This is a genomic window from Actimicrobium sp. CCI2.3, from assembly GCF_035019065.1.
Classification (GTDB): domain Bacteria; phylum Pseudomonadota; class Gammaproteobacteria; order Burkholderiales; family Burkholderiaceae_D; genus Actimicrobium.
Map to the genome: position 1 here is coordinate 39,851 of NZ_JASJWR010000005.1, position 20,160 is coordinate 60,010.

At 54.2% G+C, this 20,160-nt stretch carries 20 protein-coding genes and 1 riboswitch; of the genes, 5 read left to right on the forward strand and 15 right to left on the reverse strand.

What is annotated here, in order from left to right; translation table 11 throughout:
• Nucleotides 1-5 precede the first annotated feature (5 nt).
• A complete protein-coding gene (gene guaD / locus QN370_RS04385) occupies nt 6-1,316 on the forward strand; it encodes a guanine deaminase (RefSeq protein ID WP_322127209.1) in 1,311 nt (436 codons plus the stop codon).
• Between the two features lie 78 nt (nt 1,317-1,394).
• Here the strand turns inward: guaD and QN370_RS04390 are convergent, their stop codons facing one another.
• The 3 genes from QN370_RS04390 to QN370_RS04400 all read right to left on the reverse strand — a co-directional run bounded on the left by QN370_RS04390 (nt 1,395) and on the right by QN370_RS04400 (nt 3,057).
• The gene (locus QN370_RS04390; RefSeq protein WP_322126432.1) at nt 1,395-1,859 is read right to left on the reverse strand and encodes an RES family NAD+ phosphorylase; all 465 of its coding nucleotides are present in this window, start codon (nt 1,857-1,859) and stop codon (nt 1,395-1,397) included.
• Complete coding sequence (locus tag QN370_RS04395) at nt 1,856-2,356, reverse strand: antitoxin Xre/MbcA/ParS toxin-binding domain-containing protein (protein WP_322126431.1); 501 nt, start codon at nt 2,354-2,356, stop codon at nt 1,856-1,858. Before QN370_RS04395 ends, QN370_RS04390 begins: the two co-directional genes overlap by 4 nt.
• A 101-nt stretch (nt 2,357-2,457) precedes the next feature.
• The gene (locus tag QN370_RS04400) at nt 2,458-3,057 is read right to left on the reverse strand and encodes a hypothetical protein (RefSeq protein WP_322126430.1); all 600 of its coding nucleotides are present in this window, start codon (nt 3,055-3,057) and stop codon (nt 2,458-2,460) included.
• A gap of 53 nt (nt 3,058-3,110) precedes the next feature.
• Here QN370_RS04400 and QN370_RS04405 point away from each other — a divergent pair, with 53 nt between their 5' ends.
• The 3 genes from QN370_RS04405 to QN370_RS04415 all read left to right on the forward strand — a co-directional run bounded on the left by QN370_RS04405 (nt 3,111) and on the right by QN370_RS04415 (nt 5,346).
• Nucleotides 3,111-3,521: a hypothetical protein gene (locus tag QN370_RS04405; protein ID WP_322126429.1), complete on the forward strand. Its 411-nt coding sequence runs from the start codon at nt 3,111-3,113 to the stop codon at nt 3,519-3,521.
• 75 nt (nt 3,522-3,596) lie between these two features.
• Nucleotides 3,597-4,553, forward strand: a complete 957-nt coding sequence (locus tag QN370_RS04410) for a homoserine kinase (RefSeq protein WP_322126428.1) — start codon at nt 3,597-3,599, stop codon at nt 4,551-4,553.
• A gap of 1 nt (nt 4,554) precedes the next feature.
• On the forward strand, nt 4,555-5,346 hold the full coding sequence (locus tag QN370_RS04415) for a BPSS1780 family membrane protein (protein ID WP_322126427.1): 792 nt from the start codon (nt 4,555-4,557) through the stop codon (nt 5,344-5,346).
• A gap of 57 nt (nt 5,347-5,403) precedes the next feature.
• Here the strand turns inward: QN370_RS04415 and QN370_RS04420 are convergent, their stop codons facing one another.
• From QN370_RS04420 to QN370_RS04435, 4 genes are all read right to left on the reverse strand, one after another.
• Complete coding sequence (locus tag QN370_RS04420; protein ID WP_322126426.1) at nt 5,404-7,677, reverse strand: UvrD-helicase domain-containing protein; 2,274 nt, start codon at nt 7,675-7,677, stop codon at nt 5,404-5,406.
• Between the two features lie 201 nt (nt 7,678-7,878).
• A complete protein-coding gene (locus QN370_RS04425) occupies nt 7,879-8,121 on the reverse strand; it encodes a hypothetical protein (RefSeq protein WP_322126425.1) in 243 nt (80 codons plus the stop codon).
• A 239-nt stretch (nt 8,122-8,360) separates the two neighbouring features.
• Nucleotides 8,361-10,076 (reverse strand): hypothetical protein, encoded by a 1,716-nt coding sequence (locus QN370_RS04430; RefSeq protein ID WP_322126424.1) that lies wholly within the window; start codon nt 10,074-10,076, stop codon nt 8,361-8,363.
• Nucleotides 10,077-10,532: 456 nt separating this feature from the next.
• Nucleotides 10,533-11,060, reverse strand: a complete 528-nt coding sequence (locus QN370_RS04435; RefSeq protein ID WP_322126423.1) for a hypothetical protein — start codon at nt 11,058-11,060, stop codon at nt 10,533-10,535.
• 74 nt (nt 11,061-11,134) lie between these two features.
• On the opposite strand from QN370_RS04435, the gene QN370_RS04440 reads away from it, so the two are divergent.
• Nucleotides 11,135-11,332, forward strand: coding sequence for a hypothetical protein (locus QN370_RS04440; RefSeq protein ID WP_322126422.1), 198 nt, complete (start codon nt 11,135-11,137; stop codon nt 11,330-11,332).
• Between the two features lie 891 nt (nt 11,333-12,223).
• Here QN370_RS04440 and thiE read toward each other — a convergent pair.
• The 8 genes from thiE to QN370_RS04480 all read right to left on the reverse strand — a co-directional run bounded on the left by thiE (nt 12,224) and on the right by QN370_RS04480 (nt 20,061).
• Nucleotides 12,224-12,832 carry a thiamine phosphate synthase gene (gene thiE, locus QN370_RS04445; RefSeq protein ID WP_322126421.1) on the reverse strand — a complete coding sequence of 203 codons (609 nt, stop codon included), beginning with the start codon at nt 12,830-12,832 and terminating at the stop codon, nt 12,224-12,226.
• On the reverse strand, nt 12,829-13,638 hold the full coding sequence (locus QN370_RS04450) for a hydroxymethylpyrimidine/phosphomethylpyrimidine kinase (RefSeq protein WP_322126420.1): 810 nt from the start codon (nt 13,636-13,638) through the stop codon (nt 12,829-12,831). Before QN370_RS04450 ends, thiE begins: the two co-directional genes overlap by 4 nt.
• On the reverse strand, nt 13,635-14,432 hold the full coding sequence (locus QN370_RS04455; protein ID WP_322126419.1) for a thiazole synthase: 798 nt from the start codon (nt 14,430-14,432) through the stop codon (nt 13,635-13,637). Before QN370_RS04455 ends, QN370_RS04450 begins: the two co-directional genes overlap by 4 nt.
• Before the next feature lie 68 nt (nt 14,433-14,500).
• Nucleotides 14,501-15,346, reverse strand: coding sequence for a 2OG-Fe(II) oxygenase (locus tag QN370_RS04460; RefSeq protein ID WP_322126418.1), 846 nt, complete (start codon nt 15,344-15,346; stop codon nt 14,501-14,503).
• 272 nt (nt 15,347-15,618) lie between these two features.
• A complete protein-coding gene (gene thiS, locus QN370_RS04465; RefSeq protein ID WP_322126417.1) occupies nt 15,619-15,822 on the reverse strand; it encodes a sulfur carrier protein ThiS in 204 nt (67 codons plus the stop codon).
• 11 nt (nt 15,823-15,833) lie between these two features.
• A complete protein-coding gene (thiC, locus tag QN370_RS04470; RefSeq protein ID WP_322126416.1) occupies nt 15,834-17,774 on the reverse strand; it encodes a phosphomethylpyrimidine synthase ThiC in 1,941 nt (646 codons plus the stop codon).
• A 46-nt stretch (nt 17,775-17,820) separates the two neighbouring features.
• Nucleotides 17,821-17,925, reverse strand: a riboswitch (TPP riboswitch).
• 302 nt (nt 17,926-18,227) lie between these two features.
• Nucleotides 18,228-19,016: a glycosyltransferase family 32 protein gene (locus QN370_RS04475; RefSeq protein ID WP_322126415.1), complete on the reverse strand. Its 789-nt coding sequence runs from the start codon at nt 19,014-19,016 to the stop codon at nt 18,228-18,230.
• Between the two features lie 91 nt (nt 19,017-19,107).
• Nucleotides 19,108-20,061: a glycosyltransferase family 2 protein gene (locus QN370_RS04480; protein WP_322126414.1), complete on the reverse strand. Its 954-nt coding sequence runs from the start codon at nt 20,059-20,061 to the stop codon at nt 19,108-19,110.
• Nucleotides 20,062-20,160: the final 99 nt, after the last annotated feature.

Here is a 20,160-nt window from a genome sequence, read left to right on the forward strand (position 1 = left end):
ACACTTTGATCAACACCGCATCGACCTTGCACGCCTACCGCGCCAGCCTCCTCCACTTCACCGCCGACCCGGCCTTCGGCGACAACGCCCACGCCTTCCATGAAGACGGTTTGCTCATCGTTGATGGCGCACACATCCGCGCCGCCGGCGAGTACGCGACGCTCAAGGACACGCTCTCCGCAGACGTCGTCGTGACCGACTATCGCGGCAAGCTGATCGTGCCCGGCTTCATCGACACGCACATCCACTATCCGCAAACCGACATGATTGCCTCGCCCGCACCGGGCTTGTTGCCGTGGCTGGAGACGTACACGTTTCCGACCGAGCGGCAGTTTTCCGATCCGGTGCATGCGCGTGAAGTCGCGGAATTTTTTCTGGATGAACTGCTGCGCTGTGGCACCACGACCGCGATGGTGTATTGCACCGTGCATCCGGAATCGGTCGAGGCGTTTTTCAGCGCCAGCGAGGCACGCAACCTGCGCATGGTGGCCGGCAAGGTGATGATGGATCGCCACTGTCCGGAATTTTTGCAGGACACGGCCGAATCCGGCGCACGCGACTCCGAAGCGCTGATCCGGCGCTGGCACAAGCGCGGTCGGCAGTTGGTTGCAATCACGCCGCGCTTCGCACCGACCTCGTCGAACGCGCAATTGCAACTGGCCGGCGAACTCGCGCAAGCCTGGCCCGACACCTACGTGCAAACCCATGTCGCTGAAAACACCGATGAAGTCGCGTGGGTAGCGGCGCTGTTTCCGCAAGCGCGCAGCTATCTGGATGTCTACGAACAGGTCGGCCTGCTGCGCGAACGGACCATGCTGGCGCACTGCATCTGGCTCGATGACGATGACCGCGCACGCATGGCCGCGACCGGCGCAGCGGCGGCGATCTGTGCGACATCGAACCTGTTTCTGGGCAGCGGATTATTCGATTTTGCGGCGGCCGATGCTGTGCAGTTGCGCCTGTCGCTAGCTACCGATGTGGGTGGTGGCACATCGTTTTCGATGCTGCAGACGATGAATGAAACTTACAAGGTGGCGCGCATGGGCAACACATATCTGCCAGCGCTGCGGATGTTTTATCTGGCCACGCTGGGCGCGGCGCGCAGCATGCAGCTCGAAGGAACGATCGGTAATTTTGTTGCGGGGGCGGAAGCGGATTTTATCGTGCTTGATCCGCAGGCAACACCGCTGCTGGCGCGGCGTACTGCGCGCACCGATAGTCTTGAAGAATGGTTGTTTGCGTTTGCCATGCTGGGCGATGACCGGGCAGTGATGGCGACGTATGCAGCCGGTCGCAAGGTACATGTGCGCGCCTGATCAGGCGTTTGCGTCGGATGCCGTATTACGGCAACCGCATCTTTGGTTTGCGTAGGGTAGCCGCCTTGCGTGTTAACTTCATTTAAAGTCGGTCATTCGCGCGTCAAACCGGAACTCCCGCACGACGTTCAGCGTGACACGTGCATACGCGGGATGCGCAGGATTGATGACCGCATTCAACGCTTCCGGAATGACCGCAGAGGGCACCAGCATCATGAAAGCTTCCGGCGATGCCAGCCATCGTCGGCCGATTTCCTGGGTACTGGCCGGTGCCGGCAACGCGGCCCAGTCGTCGGGCAAGTCGGATAATGCGGGCTGGAATACGGGTGACGCATGATCCGGTACATCAATCGCCACTAGCACCATGGGTGGCACGACCGTGCCGGACAGATGAACAAATTTCTCGAGTGCACACAGCTCGATGGTCGTGCCGGCATACATTACCGGAAACCCGATCGGGTTCCAGCGACCACCGTACAACCGTGTGCCATCGCAGCGCCGGTCGAGTGCCCATTGGGCTGCCGCGATGCGCCATAACTTCAAGCAGCACCGCCGGTGGCGATGGCATTGAGGACTTGCCGGACCGACACGGCACCCGGTTCGGTATCCATCAGATCCAGTGGAGCCACCTCACCCAGTGCACGATTGGGGCGGCGCATCCAGTCGATGGCGACGAACTTGTCGCCAAAGACCTCGACTGCCAACCGCGTCACTGCGCCCATCCGGAACAACCGTTCCGTCGCACCGGAATCAATTCGGGCATTGGTCTTTTCCAGGCGACTGGCAGTCGAGGCCGGCACGTGGGTAATGCCCTGAATGCGGGAATCTGCCACACCAAAAAAATTGCTGGCGGCCTTGATCATGCCGATCGAATAGCCCTCGCGAATTGCCTGTACTGCCGCAAAGCCGGACAGCGGCGCATCGGAAACCAGATGGGTAAATGGGGTGTCATCAAGCCGACGGGTGGCTGACTTGAAACGCAACGAAGCCCCATTGCGGGGCTTGGCGGGTAGTTCGGGTGGAAGGTGCTTGGTGGCCATCTTAACCTCTCATTCGGGCTTTTAGCATAACCCAAACGAGATCATTGACCAATCGTTTCAAACCGGCGATGTGGCTTAACAGCCAGCAGCACCGACCGACATCACCCCCTGAACGCGCGCAAGATCCCGACCCGGAACAAATCCCGATCATTCTTTTCCCGGAAGGTATTGACCCGGCTGAAACTGGCAAAGGCTTTCCAGTCCTTGCCCAGGTCGCGGTCGACTTGCATCGTGATCAGCGCCATCAGCCGCGTCTGGTCCGAGGCGTCGCGCTTGTTGCTGCTGACGTAAGGTCCGAAGCCGGCACTCGCGCTCCATTTGTCCGCCAGCGGTTGGACGTACCAAGCTTGTGCTGCCAGACCGCGCCGGTCGACCCGACTGTCGTCGTCCCCCTCGGCAATCGCCGATCCGGAAAACGCCCACGGGCCATCGTATTTCTTGATTTCTGCCGAACCACCAAAGCTGCGCTCGGTATCGCCATGATTGGTCTGCCCGTTGATCGCGGCAACACCTAGCCAGATCCGGTCATCGACCAGCCCCGGAATACTGCGGGCCACCGGCGCATCAAAATACTTACCGACACCGATCAGCACCGCATTCGACGAATGCGCGCCCGCGCCCGGCATGTTGACGTGATTGAATCCGAGGCGGATGTGCGCACCGCTACCGAGTTGATCGACGTCGATCATCGCTGTCGGCATGACCACGTCTGTTTGCTACAATGAGCTTCACTATTCGTCAGGCGTCGACCATCATGCGCACTTCCAAATTCTTGCCCTGTTTTATTCTGTGTGTCGCGGCTAGCGCGGCACCTCTTCTGGCGCAAGCCCAAACCAGTAACCAGGCGCCGCCACAACTGGAACGACTGGAAGAAGGCAGCGGCCCCGACATCACGATCAAACCGCGGGAACGCAGCACGACAACACAAACGCGCGAGCAAGGCGTTGTGACCGAAGTGCAGGTGCAGAGCGGCGGTAGCAATTACCGCGTCAAGCAAGGTGCTGGTCCGGGCAATGCCATGCCGGGCGATGCCCAAAGCAATGCGGTGCGGGCACCGCAATGGCTGGTCAAGGAATTCGACTGGGGCAGCAAGAAAGAACCCAAGTCTGTTGAACCATTGCCGATGCAGGAAGCACCACCGCCGCCGTTACCAACGGCCAAATAATTCTCACGGGCGCAGCGATGCGCCCGCTTTCTGACCAGTGCTGCGATGCGTCGCATGCCTTTACCTGTACCCGCCATGGCAGTCTTTACTCCCGTTACCCACACCGAACTTGACGCATGGATCACCCAGTTTCCGCTTGGTGCCGTCCATGCGCTGCGCGGCATTGCCTCCGGCATTGAAAACAGCAATTTTTTCATCGACACCGAGCGCGGTGAATTCGTGCTGACTATCTTCGAAAAACTCAGCTTCGCGCAATTGCCGTTTTACCTGGAATTGATGCGTCATCTGGCCGAGCGTGGCGTCGCCGTGCCGGCACCGATCGCCAACAACAGCGGTGCGCTGATCACGCCATTGCAAGGCAAGCCGGCGGCGATTGTCAGCAAGCTCGAAGGAACGTGGGAGATGAATCCGGCACCGGTGCATTGCGCCGCCGTCGGTGCGATGCTGGCGCGCATGCATCTGGCAGCCGCCGATTTCCCGATCCGCCAGCCCAATTTGCGTGGCCTTGAGTGGTGGCGCAGCACGGTGCCGACGGTGCTGTCCTACCTGGCACCGGACGCGATGATCATGCTGCTCGACGAGATGGAGTTTCAGGAAGGTTTTGCTGATTCCGAAGCGTACCTGGCACTACCGAACGGTCCTATCCATGCCGACCTGTTCCGCAATAACGTCATGTTCGATGGCGAACGCCTGACCGGCTTTTTTGATTTCTATTTTGCCGGCTGTGATACCTGGCTGTTCGACGTCGCGGTCACTGTCAACGACTGGTGCATTGACCTCGACAGCGGCGTCCTCGACCACCACCGGGTGCGTGCGCTGCTCGACGCCTACCATGCAGTACGACCATTCAATGCCAGCGAACAAGTCGCCTGGCAACCGATGTTGCGCGCTGCGGCGCTGCGATTCTGGCTCTCGCGGCTATACGATTTCCATCTGCCGCGCACGGCCGAAATGCTGACACCGCACGACCCCGACCACTTCAAGCGCATCCTGCAACAACGCATTTCCACTGCTGCACCCACTCTTTATTGATATGACCCATCTTCCTGCAATGACAGGCTGGCTGTGGCTCAAAGAAGGCTTCGTCCTCTTTCGCAAACAGCCGGTCGAACTCTCGACTCTTTTCATCAGCTACATGTTCATCATGATCGGCATCGGCATCGTTCCGGTGATCGGCCAGATCGCGCCGCTGATTCTGGTACCGGTTTTTTCGCTGGCGTTCCTGTCGGCCAGCGCGCAAGTACGCAATGGCGAACGGGTCTATCCGAAACTGCTGTTTGCCGCGTTCCGCTCACCGGCGATCAAATCGCTACTGACGCTGGGCGTGCTGCAACTCGTGGTCGGCATGCTGGCACTCGGGGTCTCGGTCCTGGTCGATGGCGGCGTGTTCTGGAAAGTCCTCAGTGGCGAAACCGGCATGGACCCGGCCGTCGTCGGCGAATCGAACATGGGCCTTGCCATCCTCGCCGCGGCGCTGGTGTATTTGCCTGCCGGGATGGCATTCTGGTATGCCGCGCCCCTGGTCGCCTGGCAAAAAATGAGCGTGAGCAAAGCGGTGTTTTACAGCTTCTTTGCCGTACGGCAGCAGTATCGGGCCTTCTTGGTGTACGGCCTGGCGTGGGTTGCAGTCGGCGTCGTGATTCCGACCATGGTCAGTCTGGTGCTGGCACTGATGTTCAACAGCGCCAGTCTGATCGTGATGGTGATGATGCCGCTATCGATGCTGTTGACGGTGGTGTTGTACAGCTCGTTCTACATCACCTATACCGACGTATTCCCGGCACCCGAGCAGCCGGTGGCGGCGGTGATTGATGTGGATGCCTGAGACGGAGTCAGGCGGTGCAATGCCCTGCGGTTATTGCACCGCCGCCCAGCACCGCCCTCAAGCCACCTTATCCAGCTTCGCAATACTCAAATCCAGCAACTTCATCCCGTGCCGGCCAAAATTAATATGCGCACGCGCATTCATGCCACCGCCTTCGATATTGATGATCACCCCTTCACCGAACTTGGCATGAACCACCGACTCGCCGATCCGCCAGCCCAGCTCTTTCTGGTTCGCGCCTAACGCCGGCACCTGTCCTGATGGAGCATCAACCCACGCGGCCTTCGGACTGTCGTAGCGATAAAACGGCTGCACTTTCGGCGACAGCCACTTCAGCGATTCTTCCGGCAGTTCGGCAAAAAACCGCGACTTGAGGTTGTAACGGGTCTGCCCGTGCAGCATCCGCGTCTGCGAAAAACTCATGTACAAGCGCTTGCGCGCCCGCGTGATCGCGACATACATCAAACGTCGTTCTTCCTCGACACCCGCTTCTTCCTTCTGCGCATTTTCGTGCGGGAACAAGCCTTCTTCCAGACCGGTAATGAACACCGTATCGAACTCCAGTCCCTTGGCCGAATGCACCGTCATCAGTTGCATCGCATCCTGCCCGGCGCTGGCCTGATTGTCACCGGCTTCGAGCGAGGCGTGCGACAGGAAGGCCGACAGCGGCGACATCACCGCCGGCAACGGCGCATCCGCATCGAGCACTTCAAAGCCGTCTTCGAGCACGATGGCCGCGCCGCTCACCGGCGCACTTTGCGGTCCGAGGAAGGCCGGTGCATCGTGACCAAACCCTTCTTCGTTGACGAAAACGGTGGCCGCATTGACCAGTTGCTCCAGATTCTCGACACGGTCGGCGCCTTCCTTCTCGTTGCGGTAATGCGCAATCAGGCCACTGGCCGCCAGCACCACATTGACCATCTCCGGCAAGGCCAGCTGAGCGGTTTCAAAACGCGTACTTTCAATGAGCCGGATAAACCCGGCGAGCGACGAACCGGCCTTGCCGGCCACATGCGGCACTGCTGCGTACAGCGACAGATTGTGTGCGCGGGCCGCATCCTGCAATTGCTCCAGCGAGCGCGCACCGATGCCGCGGGTCGGAAAATTGACGACGCGTAAAAAAGCAGAGTCGTTGTGCAAGTTATCCATCAGCTGCAAATAGGCGATCGCGCTTTTGACTTCGGCACGCTCGAAATAGCGCTGGCCGCCGTACACCTTGTACGGAATCCCGGCCGAGAACAGCGCATGTTCGATCACGCGCGATTGCGCGTTCGAGCGGTACAGCACCGCGATCTCGCTGCGCAGCGATCCTTCATTGATGAGGCTCTTGGCTTCTTCGATGATCCATTGCGCTTCGAGCAAATCACTGGTCGACTCAAAAATCCGCACCGGCTCGCCATGACCGGCGTCGGTGCGCAGGTTCTTGCCGAGGCGCTTGGTGTTGTTGGCAATGAGCAGGTTGGCGGTATCGAGGATGTGGCCGTGCGAGCGATAGTTCTGCTCGAGCTTGATCAGGTTCTGCACATCGAATTCGCGCTCGAACGCCGACATGTTGCCGACATTGGCACCGCGAAAAGCATAGATGCTCTGGTCATCATCGCCCACCGCAAACACGGCACCGCGCTTGCCGGCCATCAGCTTGAGCCAGTTGTATTGCAGATTATTGGTGTCCTGGAATTCATCGACGAGGATGTGCTTGAAGCGTGCCTGATAATGCTCGCGCAGCGGCTGGTTGCGGCTCATCAGCTCGTAGGTGCGCAACAGCAGTTCGGCAAAATCCACCACGCCTTCGCGCTGACACTGGTTGTCGTAGTAGTCGTACAGCTCGACCAGGCGGCGATTGTAATCATCGCTGGCATCGACATCCTTGGCACGCAGGCCCTGATCCTTGGCACCGTTAATGAAATACATCAGATTGCGCGGCGGGAATTTCTCATCGTCGACATTGAGCGCCTTGAGCATGCGCTTGATCATCGACAGTTGATCCGAAGAATCGAGAATCTGAAAAGTCTGCGGCAAACCGGCATCGCGATGATGCGCGCGCAAGAGCCGGTTGCACAAGCCGTGGAATGTACCGATCCACATCCCGCGCGTGCTGATCGGCATCATCGTCGACAGGCGCAGCGTCATTTCCTTGGCGGCCTTGTTGGTGAACGTCACCGCCAGCACGCCGTTCGGCGCGACCTGCCCGGTCTGGATCAGCCAGGCGATGCGGGTCGTCAGCACACGGGTTTTGCCGGAACCGGCACCAGCGAGGATCAGTGCATGCTGGGCGGGCAAGGTGACAGCGGCGAGTTGTTCGGTATTGAGGTTGTGAAGGAGATTTTGCATCGGTTGATTATAGCCGCCATGCCCAGCTGCGGATGCGGTTGCCTGCTCCGGAGTTTCCAAGCACGGCCGGCCCCGGAAAATTCGGCGCGATGCCGTTTCCAGTGCGTACGCGAACACTCAGCGACGTCATCGTCAACCAGTAAGTCCGCCGTCCAGTAGTTCTTTGCCTGGATCGACAAGCAGTTCTGACGACAGGGCTTTTTACCCGGCAGCCTCTTCACCGGTGCGCTCGCATCGCAACGTGAACGGCGTGCTGGCCTCGAAGTTTTCCTCTTGATCACCCGGACGTACCCGATCGATACCAGTCATCTGGCGCGCGCCCTGCGCGTCATCCCGATGGAACAGAAAAACTGGCTGTTCAATTGAACCGGGCCGGGAGCTAAACACATCGACATCATGCAAAGCCTGATTGAGGCTTGCTGTCTGCACGACGTCGATCCGCATGACTGCCCTATGTGTTGCAGCGCATGACGCATGAACACCCTCCCCGCCTCTGCAAAATTCACTTCGCCAGCAATCCGTTGTGCTCTGTTTTATACGACATCACCCAACGGCGCAATTACACCGCTGGGTGATCGTTTACGTTCAACTAAGAGACGTACTTATAGCTTCTTTTATTGTTGCTTGATTGGATCTTCATCAGGTGGCTCCTCTTAACCGAAGAGTTCAACTACTAAAGTACATCACCATACAAAACCACCTTTTGATTCCGGAGATTTTAATTCCGGAGATCCAGTTGACGTGCCCGCAAATTTATTGGCATCGTCTTGAGCAATCATACCGTCCATCTGACCTGGTTTATTAGCCATATCCAGGTTATTGAATTCAAGTTTATTATTTATGAAATATTCTAACGCTCCTCTCAAATCCGCATTTGTTTTTGGATCGTTTGCTTTATCTAACATCTTTTGATAAGTCCAAGGTGAACTCCAATCAAGCTGCTCACTTAAAATTTTAGCAGCGGCCGGACCTGTCATTTGGGTGGCTGGCAGCTTGGTGTCTAAAGAAGCCTTCGAATCAAGTTCTAAATCATGCTTGGAAATGGTACCATCCGCTGCCGTCTGGATACCATCTATCTTATTGAATAAGCCTGGAGTATTTACAATAGTCGATATCGCTGATTTTAAAGTAGAAGAAGTAGTAGCCGCATTTTCTAAGTCTATTAATTCTTGCTCACTGTAGTTATGGCTCCAATCAAGGTCATTAGCCAAAGTCCAAGTAGCATCGTGTTCTGACATTTCTGGTGGCGTGGCTGTGAGCGTTTGCGTTGGCGCGGATGGAGGCGTTGGCGCGGATGGAGGAACAGCCGGAGCTAACTGGTTCGCATATGCGAGGAAGGCTAGTTTATTAACTTTATTGTCTATGACGCCGGTACCCATTGCATCCACACTTGCGAATTCATTGTCATTATCTATATAGAAATCTAACGCTACTCTTTCACTCTCACTAATATTCGAGTTATTTCTTAATTTTATCAAATCATCCCTTGTGAAGGAGGTGTCGACCGGAAGAACCTCAGCTAATAGTCTGGCAGCGGCTTCCGCACCCATTGGGTAGGTCCCGAGAGCAGAATTTTTAACAATTGGCGCGGACGGATCAGACTCGTTTGTAGTAGTTGACTTAACTGGATCTTCCAAATATGTCTTGAAATTACTAGGAAGAGCTACATCAAGATGACTCCCCCCATTATCCAGGCATATTTTTTTAAATTCCTGTGGATTATCTATAACTTTTTGACACGCTGCTCTAAGTTCAGTACTAGCTTTTGGATCATTTGCCGTATTCCTTAAACGCTCTGGATTCCAGGCGCCGCCCGTACGCTGTAACCAGCGAACAGCTTGTCTGAAGCTCATATTGGCCGCTAGCGTTTTATCTTGTTCAACCTTTTTTGATTTGTGGTCCTCTTTTTTATCTGGTGATTTGGGTTCCTCTTTTTTATCTGTTGATTTGGCCTCCCCTTTTGCATCTGTTGGTTCGCGTTTCACTTTTTTATCTGATGGTTCGCTTTTTTCTTGCTCGGCCGAACTTTTTTTAGATTTCCCCTCTGTTTTTACATCAACTTTTTCATCGTGCGCAGATGTGCTCGACATGCCAAACATAACGGAAACCTTTGCGAGCAGATCGTCAAATAATGTCGGCGAACCAGCATCCGGTTTTTTATGCTTTTGGTCATAAGATGATTTGTTGTCAATATCGAGCTTAGCAGCTAAAGTTTTCTCGTCCCCAATGAAGGAAGACGAAGACTGTTCCCCATTAACGTCCTTCTCCACAGTGAGGGTTATCAACTTGCTATCACTACTCTTTGAGGCAGAAAAGAAAACATAATCCGTTTCACTACCGTCATCACTGCTGCCTTTCTTCACTGCCGGTGCACCTTTGGATATCGCGTTATTCTTCATGATTTTTACCCCAAAAATAGAAACAAGTTATCAGTATTAAATATGGTCACATATTTTGTGACCTCATGAAATGACTCATTCCACTCAGAACATCCAGATGACGTGGAAAGCGCACTTATAAAGTAAGTGACCCCTGGTTTTATCAAGTTCCAAAAAAGTGAAACCTTCAGAAAAAAAGGCGTCAGACGGGACGGGAGAGTAGCCTGTCGAGTTCTGACTGATTCCATTTTAGGGGCTGCACCAGACAATTCGGCGTAACGCACAACTGAATACAGCGTACGAATTAATTAACAACCGGATTTTTCATGAAAAAAATGCCACTCAGAGGCTAACTGAATGGCATTAATATGGAAGAAACGTTCTTTATTCTATTTTGATACAAACTTTTATTATTTATTTTTATTTTAAAATAGCATTTACTCGTTGCTGAGCCTATTTTTTATTTGTGAATCGATTTTATTTTGTCCATGTACCATTGTAGGCAAGTTCATTTACATAACTAGCAATTTCTGGCTTTTCAAGTAGCAATCTAAACGCAGCTTTGTCTTTTTCATTCTTAACTTGCCCGCTATTCAATAGCCAGAGCACATCTCCCCGAGTCCATAGCGAAGAATTATATACAGTATTCTGCTTATTCCAATGACTAAAATCCATCTTATTAAGATAGTCGATCAACGCTGTATCATTCTGAAGGCCGTAGTTAAATTCATTCTTTGAACTATATTCACCTTGAATTTTTGGATCTTTAATATAAGTTTTTACATTTCCCACAGAAAGTTTATCGTCTCTACCACCCGTATTATTTGTATCCATTTTAGCAAATTCTTCAGGATGGTCTATTACAAGGCATTTTATTGCTCCTCTCAACTTCGAATCAGTATTTGGATCATTTGCCTTTTCTAATAACTGGCTTTTAGTCCAAAAATGATGGTTATCCCAATCGAGCCCGCTAAGTAACTCTTCTGCAGCTTCTTTGGGCTCCATTTTATCGGCTGGTAACGCAGCGTTTATCGTAGTAGGCGCGGCGGGCGCAGGCGCGGCGGGCGCAGGCGCGGCGGGTGCAGGTGCGGGTGCAGGTGCGGGTGCAGGTGCGGGTGCGGGTGCGGGTGCAGGTGCAGGTGCGGGTGCAGGTGCAGGTGCGGGCGCAGGTGCAGGTGCGGGCGCAGGTGCGGGTGCAGGTGCGGGCGCAGGTGCGGGTGCAGGTGCGGGCGCAGGTGCAGGTGCGGGCGCAGGTGCAGGTGCGGGCGCAGGCGTAGGTACAGGCGCAGGCGTAGGCGCGGCAGCATCAACTGGTGATTGGGTTATCGTGATGCTTGAACTTTGACCTGGTGATTCGGTTACCGTGATGGTTGTTGTGCTGCTGCTAGAACTGCCTGAGTTAAAAAAACTGCTTAACGCGTCCAAAATTCTTTGCGCCAATGATTTCGACGTCGAATCATTTGCCTGGCTGTCGGTAGAGTCACTTGGTGAAGAATTGTCACCCTTATTAGCTTGAGATTGTTTGCCGGAATCAATATCCCCTGAGGAAGTAGTAGTTGTGCTGCTCGCTGGAGTGGATGACTGAGAACTGCTACTAACGCTGGCTTCGTTCGATACAGGTGAGGGTGAAGGTGAAGGTGAAGGTGTAGATGAAATTGATGTGGTGGATGCCATGATTTTTATCCCAAAAAAATAACCCAGTTATTAATGTTAAATGTGATCGCATATCTCGCAATCTCTTGAGATGACGCATTCCATACATAATTTCCAAGTGACTTGGAGAGCGCTCTTATGAAATAAGTAGCAAATATATTTGTCAAGTTCCAGAGAAGTGAGAACTTCAAGAAAAAAGAGCCGGAAGGCGGAACGAAAAAGTGGACCTGTCGCGGCCTGACCGATTCCATTCGCGGTGTATCAGTAAATTTTCTCGAATCAGATCGAATTGATAGTCCGACGATCGCGTTTTAACGTAACGGCATGTTCATCGAAGTCACTTCCCCGGCAAACGGCGCTGCGTCCAGTCGGTTGAGGCCTGTCGTGATGTCCGGTTGAACGTGTAATTGTTCTGGCCGATCGTCGTTTGCTATCGACCGATAAAATGGCCGGCAGTCATTGACTGTTGCGGCGGGCACTGTTTTTTTATCCTGGTGATGCCGGTCAATTGCCTGTCAGGTAAACAAATCGCACAACGCTCTCGCAGAATGACGGGGATCGATCGCGCCATACACACTACTAATTGCTGCCACCATCTGCGCGCCCTGTGCCACGAGCGGTCGAGCATTGTCGACCGTCATCCCGCCAATGACCACCACCGGCAGATCCATCACTGCACGCGCTTGCGCAATGATCTCCGGCGCGGTCGTGACAGGGTATTGCTTGACCCGTGATGGATAGAAACCACCGAAGGCGACATAGCTGGCACCACTGCGTTGCGCGTGGTACGCCAGTTGCAAGTCGCCGTAACAGGACGCGCCGACGATCTTGTCCGGCCCAAGCAGGTCACGCAGTTGCGCGACGCTGGCATCGGTGCCACCCACATGCACACCGTCAGCATCGAGCGCGAGGCACAGGTCGGCGTGATCGTTGATGATCAGCGGGCACGCAAAGCATCGGCATAGCGCCAGCAAGGCGCGGGCTTGCGTCAGGCGTTGTGCCGCATCGGCCGTCTTGTGACGATATTGCACGAGTGCGGCGCCACCCATCAGCGCCTGTTCGGTGACTTGCAACAGCCGCTCGGTATCGTCCCAGTCGGGCGTGACGAGGTAGAGTCCGTTCATGAATGGTCCTTGGCGTTATTCTGGTTCCATGCGATATGGCGGTTCGGGATGCGTTGGCCGGTGGCGATGGCAAACGACTGCTCCAGTGTGCGATGACAAAATCCCTGAGCGACATCGAGCGCGGCTTCCATCGGCAAGCCGCAGGCCAGTGCACCGGCAATCGCCCCGGCGAGCGTGCAGCCGCTGCCATGGAATTCGCCCGGCAAACGCGGCCAGCTCCAGCTGCGGCTGGCACCGTCGGTGTACCAGCGATTGACCACCTGCGCATCCGTACCGTGACCACCTTTGAGCAGCACATGGCGGCAACCCAGTTGTAGCAAGGTATCCACCTGTTGCTCGGCACGCCGGTCGCCGGCGCAGAGGATGGCGGCTTCAGGCAAATTGGGGGTAAGTAGCGTTGCCAGCGGAATCAGTTCTGCCAGCATCAGGGCCGCATTGTCGGTCGTCAGGGGATCGCCGTGACCGCTGGACAGGACCGGGTCAAGTACCACGGGCAAATCCGGATTGCGCGCACGCAGCGATCGAATCACCTCGACGATGACCGCGGCATTGGCAAGGTTGCCGATCACGCCGATCTTGACGGCGGCAATATCGATCTTGTCGATCAGCGCCTGCGCCTGTTGCTGCAGCCAGCGCGCCGGCACCGGATAGACTGCGTGCACGCGGTCGTTGTCCTGCACTGTCAGCGCGGTAATCAGCGCCAGCGCATGCGCTCCTATCGCGCCGACGCTGCCGATGTCGGCCTGGATACCGGCACCCCCGCTGGGATCCGAACCGGCAAAGACCAGCACGCAAGGTCGTGTCATGCGGGTCGGCCTTGCATGGGCGACGACGGCGAAGCGACAAAGCGTTTCGGCATGCGGCCTGCCAGATACGCGTGACGGCCAGCCTGAATTGCCAGTCGCATCGCGTGCGCCATGCGCACCGGGTCGCGCGCACCGGCAATCGCCGAATTCATCAGTACGCCATCGCAACCGAGCTCCATCGCAATCGCGGCGTCCGAAGCAGTTCCGACGCCGGCATCGACAAGCACTGGCACCGTGGCCTGCTCGATGATCAGCGACAAATTCCAGGGATTGAGAATGCCCATGCCGGAGCCAATCAGCGACGCCAGCGGCATCACTGCAACACAACCAATCTGTTCCAGCAATTTGGCCTGGATCGGATCATCGCTGCAATAGACCATCACGTCGAAACCGTCGCGCACCAGCGTCTCGGCCGCTTTCAGGGTTTCGGGCATGTTGGGGAACAGCGTCTTGTCGTCGCCTAATACTTCAAGTTTGACCAGCGTGCGTCCATTCAGCAATTCCCGCGCGAGCTGCAATGTGTAGACCGCATCGGCGGCGTTGTAGCATCCGGCGGTGTTGGGCAGGATCGTGTAGTGCGATGGCGGCAGCACATCCAGCAGATTGGGTGCATTCGGATCCTGGCCGATATTGACGCGACGGATCGCTACGGTAATGATTTCTGCGCCACTGGCTTCGGTGGCATCGCGGGTCTGGTCTAGATCGCGGTATTTTCCGCTACCGACCAGAAGGCGAGACCGGTACGTGGTGCCGGCGATAAGGAGGGGCGTGTCGTGATAGGCGTCAGCAGTCATGGAATGGATTCAAAAACAGTTCGGTTAAGGCAAAACGGGTACGGCGTCATCGTACCCTTCTGCGCGTTTCAATACGGCTTTTCTCGCAGCCATTTGTTGGCAATAATTTTGGTCCCTTTTACAACGGGCAACCCGGCGTGCAAGGTTTTTTGTTCGGGCGAGCCGTCCGGCGTCGTGTTGCAAAAAAACAGGGCACCTCCTTTTTGCGGAAAGACATCCAGTCCGATGGACGGGAACGAGGTCGCACCGCCCTCCTCCACATCGGTCAGATACAGAATGATGGTACCGAGCCGCTGTCCACTTTTTTCCAGATGTTTAGCCGCCCCCGGAAGGGCAGGATCGAACCAGTCGAAATGCGGACGGTATTCATTGCCCGCCTGGTACTTTTGCAATTGCAACGGCTCGCCATGATCAACCGGCCAGCCCGACAACGCCGCCAGCCTTGCATCGATGCGCGACATCAGCGCGGTCTCATCGCGCTGAATCGATGCGGATTCACTGGTACGACTTACATCGAACCGAGGGACGCCCGAACCATTATCTATCGTGGTCGAGCGCGCAAAACGTGTCCGGGTCATGGCGGCGATCGCATCGCACTCCTTGTCGCTAAGCACATTGCCCAACACGACAACGCGCGGAATAAATAACGACACCAGCACATCAACCACCCGATCTGGCAAAACAATCTTGTTTGTCGCCGTATCAATCCCGGGAAGCCTGGTCACAGCGACCAGGCCGGGGTGACGCTGCCGATGCGCATCGGCCAGCGCGTATTGCGCCAGCGTCCGATCAAACGGACCATCGCGCTCCATGATCGTCACCATCGCCGTCGAGTCGCAGCCATTGGCCAGATTCTCGACGACCCATTTTTGCCAGCTCACAGGCAGACTTTGCAACGCATTTTTTTGCATCATGATCCTTTCTTGCGCAGGATTGGACAGCAACACAGGCACCACCAGGACACCTGCAAAGAGGCCACAAACGCAGCGGCCTCACTGTCTATGAGGAAAACACAAGAAAAGTTCACCCGTCAAATTAATCGTAGAAAATCAATTGGGGTCAGAGTCAATTTGATAATTCTCAAATAGGGTCAGAGTCAATTTAAAAATAAATTGGGGTCAGAGTTAATTTGATTTTTATCAAATAGGGTCAGAGTCCATTTAAAAAGTGCTTCATTGACGCGTCCTCATCCCCCGCCAATCGCTCGCACCACGTCGACCTTATCCTGCGACATCAACGGTCGCAGCGACCACAAATCGCGCGGGACGATTTCGCGATTGACTGCCACGGCCAGCGACTGATTTGCCAGCGCCAGCGCATCCATCAAATCCTGCAGATGCTGGCCCGGCGCGATCCGGTGCGGCGCGCCGTTCAATTGGATCTCGATCATGGTGCCCGCCATCACTGCTTGCGATAGAGCTCTGCACCGCTTTTGACGAACTCGATCGCCTTGACTTCCATGCCCTGCTTCAAGGCAGCGATGTCGCTGATGCCTTGCTTCGCGGCGTAATCACGCACCTCCTGCGTGATCTTCATCGAGCAAAAATGCGGTCCGCACATCGAGCAGAAATGCGCGACCTTGGCCGAATCCTTGGGCAAGGTTTCATCATGGAATTCGCGCGCCTTGTCGGGATCGAGCCCGATATTGAACTGGTCATCCCAGCGAAACTCGAAGCGCGCTTTGGAAAGGGCGTTGTCGCGGATCTGCGCACTCGGATGCCCTTTGGCGAGGTCGGCGGCGTGAGCGGCGATCTTGTAGGTGATGATGCCGTCCTTGACATCCTGCTTGTTCGGCAAACCGAGATGTTCTTTCGGCGTCACGTAGCACAGCATCGCCGTGCCGTACCAGCCGATCTGCGCGGCACCGATACCGGACGTGATGTGATCGTAGCCCGGTGCGATGTCAGTGGTCAGCGGTCCGAGCGTGTAGAACGGCGCTTCATGGCACTGCTCCAATTGCAGGTCCATGTTCTCCTTGATCAAGTGCATCGGCACGTGACCCGGACCTTCGATCATCACTTGCACGTCATGCTGCCAGGCGATTTGGGTGAGTTCGCCAAGGGTCTTGAGTTCGGCCAGCTGCGCTTCATCGTTGGCATCGAAAATCGAGCCGGGACGCAAGCCATCACCCAGGCTGAACGACACGTCGTAGGCTTTCATGATCTCGCAGATGTCGTTGAAGTGCGTGTACAAAAACGATTCTTCGTGATGCGCCAGACACCATTTGGCCATGATCGAGCCACCGCGCGAAACGATGCCAGTCAGCCGCTTGGCCGTCATCGGCACGTAGCGCAGCAACACACCCGCATGGATCGTGAAGTAGTCGACACCCTGCTCGGCCTGCTCGATCAGCGTATCGCGGAAGATTTCCCAGGTCAGGTCTTCGGCCTTGCCGTTGACCTTTTCGAGTGCCTGGTATAGCGGCACGGTACCGATCGGCACCGGTGAATTGCGCACAATCCATTCGCGGGTTTCGTGGATGTGCTTGCCGGTCGAGAGGTCCATCACGTTATCGCCACCCCAGCGGATCGCCCAGGTCATTTTTTCGACCTCTTCGCCGATCGATGACGTCACCGCGGAGTTGCCGATATTGGCGTTGATCTTCACCAGGAAATTACGGCCGATGATCATCGGTTCGATTTCAGGATGGTTGATGTTGGCGGGAATGATGGCGCGGCCACGGGCGATTTCGGAGCGGACAAATTCGGGCGTGATCTCGGCGGGGATCGAGGCACCGAACGATTGGCCCGGATGCTGGCGACCCATCAGTTCGGCCAACCGGTTGCCCATCGGACCGGACTCTTTGAGCTCGTCGAGGTACTCGCGCCTGCGCATGTTTTCGCGGATGGAAACATATTCCATTTCGGGCGTGATGATGCCCTGACGCGCGTAGTGCATCTGGCTGACGTTTTTGCCAGCCAGTGCGCGGCGCGGCGTGCGCTTGAGGTTGAAGCGCAGCTCGGCCAGCGTCGGGTCATTGAGCCTTTCGATGCCATAGGCTGACGACGGACCGGCGAGTTCTTCGGTGTCATTGCGCTCGAGAATCCATGGCAAACGAAGTGTCGAGAGACCGCTGCGAATATCGATGACGGCGTCCGGATCGGTGTACGGTCCGGACGTATCGTAGACATAGATCGCCGGATTTTTCTCTGCGCCGAACGATGCGGCGGTATCGGACTGGACGATCTTGCGCATCGGCACGCGCAAGTCGGGACGCGAACCTTGCACGTAAAACTTGCTGGAATTGGGTAGTGGCTGGACGGCGGCTTCGTCGACGATGGCCGTGCTGGCGTCGAACTTGGCATTGACGCTGGTTTTGATGAAGGGAGCTTTGTCGTTCATGGTGTTCCTTTGCTTGAGCGAAAAAGCGAAGGAATGGCGGAACGTGGTGTGTGTTCCGTAGCTTCCCTTCGCTGGCATTATCCAGATCAGGTTCAAGGGTATTTCTCACCCGAGCGCGAATGGATTGCGCTCAGGACCCCTAGCTTGGTGTTGATGTGTTGCTACCGTGTGATACGGCGTGGCTGGATTCTACCTGCAAAATCAGACCTTAACCATCCGCTGCGAAATCATTCTTGTTTGATTACGCCTTTCAAGCAAGTCAACTGCCATCGTTGAGATTTACTTTACCTGCCATGACGGATAAACATTATCGCCCACTCGCTCATTTCATGTCCCTTTTCCAATTATTCAAAATAACCGGCATTACAATAGCCGCCATTTTAAATAAAACCAGTCAGAATTGAAGCATAAGCATTCCTTTACCAACCGTACTGATTACCCATAAAGATATTTCTACTGCCCTATAATTATTGGTTCTATTTGGTAACGATAATCCGCATCTCCAAATAACTCATTATGGGACTGCCACGTTTTTTCAAAAATGCTGTAGACGAGACCGAGTTCGAACTGGCTATCGACAAGTCGATATGGAAATTTCTCAAGTAGTGGCCAGATAGCCAAGGTGTAGGGAATACCACTGGCAAGTCGCATTACGCCATGAAATCCGACCCCATTGGTACTGCTCTTGTATTGGTCAATATTCGATATGACGCGCTCAATCACCGCTCTCAAAAATGGATGACCGGGTTCGGCAATAATATGCCACTGCTGAAATTCTCCTGCACCAGTAAAACTTATTTCACCGTGCATTCCCCAGTCATGAAATTTTTCTCCTTGTTTGTTTCTCCAGTGAGAAAGCAAATAATGATCGTCGCTTTTTACGATATCATTCAATGGTACGCTGAGCGTACTTTTTATATCCAGATAAACGCCACCGCACTGGTACATCATCAAATAACGAAATAAATCCGCCTTGACAGCGCCATATTTCGGGCTAATGCGCAAAAAATAACTCAACATTCGCTCACCATAATGCATGAGGATAAAATCAACCATCCGGTCCATGTCGTATAGCCGATGCTCCCATTCCGGATTCATTATTTGCAAACGTGCCGTGTTATTTTTAAGATTTTCCGGCATGGCATTTTTTGAAAAATAGATTTGATGAATAATTTTTGGAATAACTTTTCCGGCAGGTAAGAGGAGTACCCAATTATATGATGCGGCATCTTTCGAAACCATAATTTTATCCTTTAATTGGGCTGCCAATTAGCAAGAAATAAAAATTAACTCCCCTTTTTACCTGCCAAATACAGATTTTTTATGAACGGCCTCACAGCACTTTACTAATAGTATTTAAATAGTTATCTTTATGAAAATTACATTCGGAAGATTTATTATTTTCTGCGAATACATCAAAAGACAATAACTTTCCTTTTTTTATCAATTCCTTTGCATCTGATTCAGAAATTAAAAATCGACGATAAAAATCACTCGCCATTTTCCAATCACCAGATTGCTTTGCATAACGGTAGATATCACGACTTAAAACTAAAAATGTCCCGTTCATAGGCCGCTGCAAATCATCACGCCAGAAAGAGGGAAAATCACCCAGTTCAGCGCATTTTTTCAGCCAATCATTATACGTAGCACTCATATAATGAAGAATACAGATTCCCTCTTCAAGTATCACCTCACCATCCATTACTTTAAATTCATGAGGACCTTTCGGGCATATGCACTTCTCGACTCGTACGGCAGACTTTCCATTCATATAACCCAGAAATAAACAATCCTTATCAACTGGAGGGGCATCATCCGGCATCCTGAAGTCCTGATTTTTCTTGAATAATTTCTGCTCCTTGAACAGATTTTTAGCTTCATAGGTACTGACCGCCTCATGATTAATGAATCGGACACAGCTAACCTTTGAATCGACCTGATAAAAATATTTTTTCAGATTCTGTTCCGGCGAATAAATCAACTCGTCGGAATCAATGTGAATCAACCAGTCAATCCCATCGATCACGCACTTCGTCAATGCATGCAGTACGTTCTTGCATTGGCGCTGCATCACACCAGATGGCCCCGAAAAATCGCTCTTCCGTGCACCCGTCGAAGTGCACACCGCGGGATCGGCCGGGACCGCCGAAAAATCGGCTTCGGTCGGACTATCCAGGTAGATATACAACCGATCGACCAGTTGGCAATGGTGATGAACCCAGGTAGTAAAAGACGGACTCGGGTTACGTACAGTGCAAACAATGGCAATGGTTGGCGGCGTCATTGCGGTGCTCCTTCACGTAGGATTGCAAGGGATTACGGACCGTTTTTTGCCGCCTGTGACAATGGGTTCAGGGGCATCGCTGCTTTATAATGCGGGCTC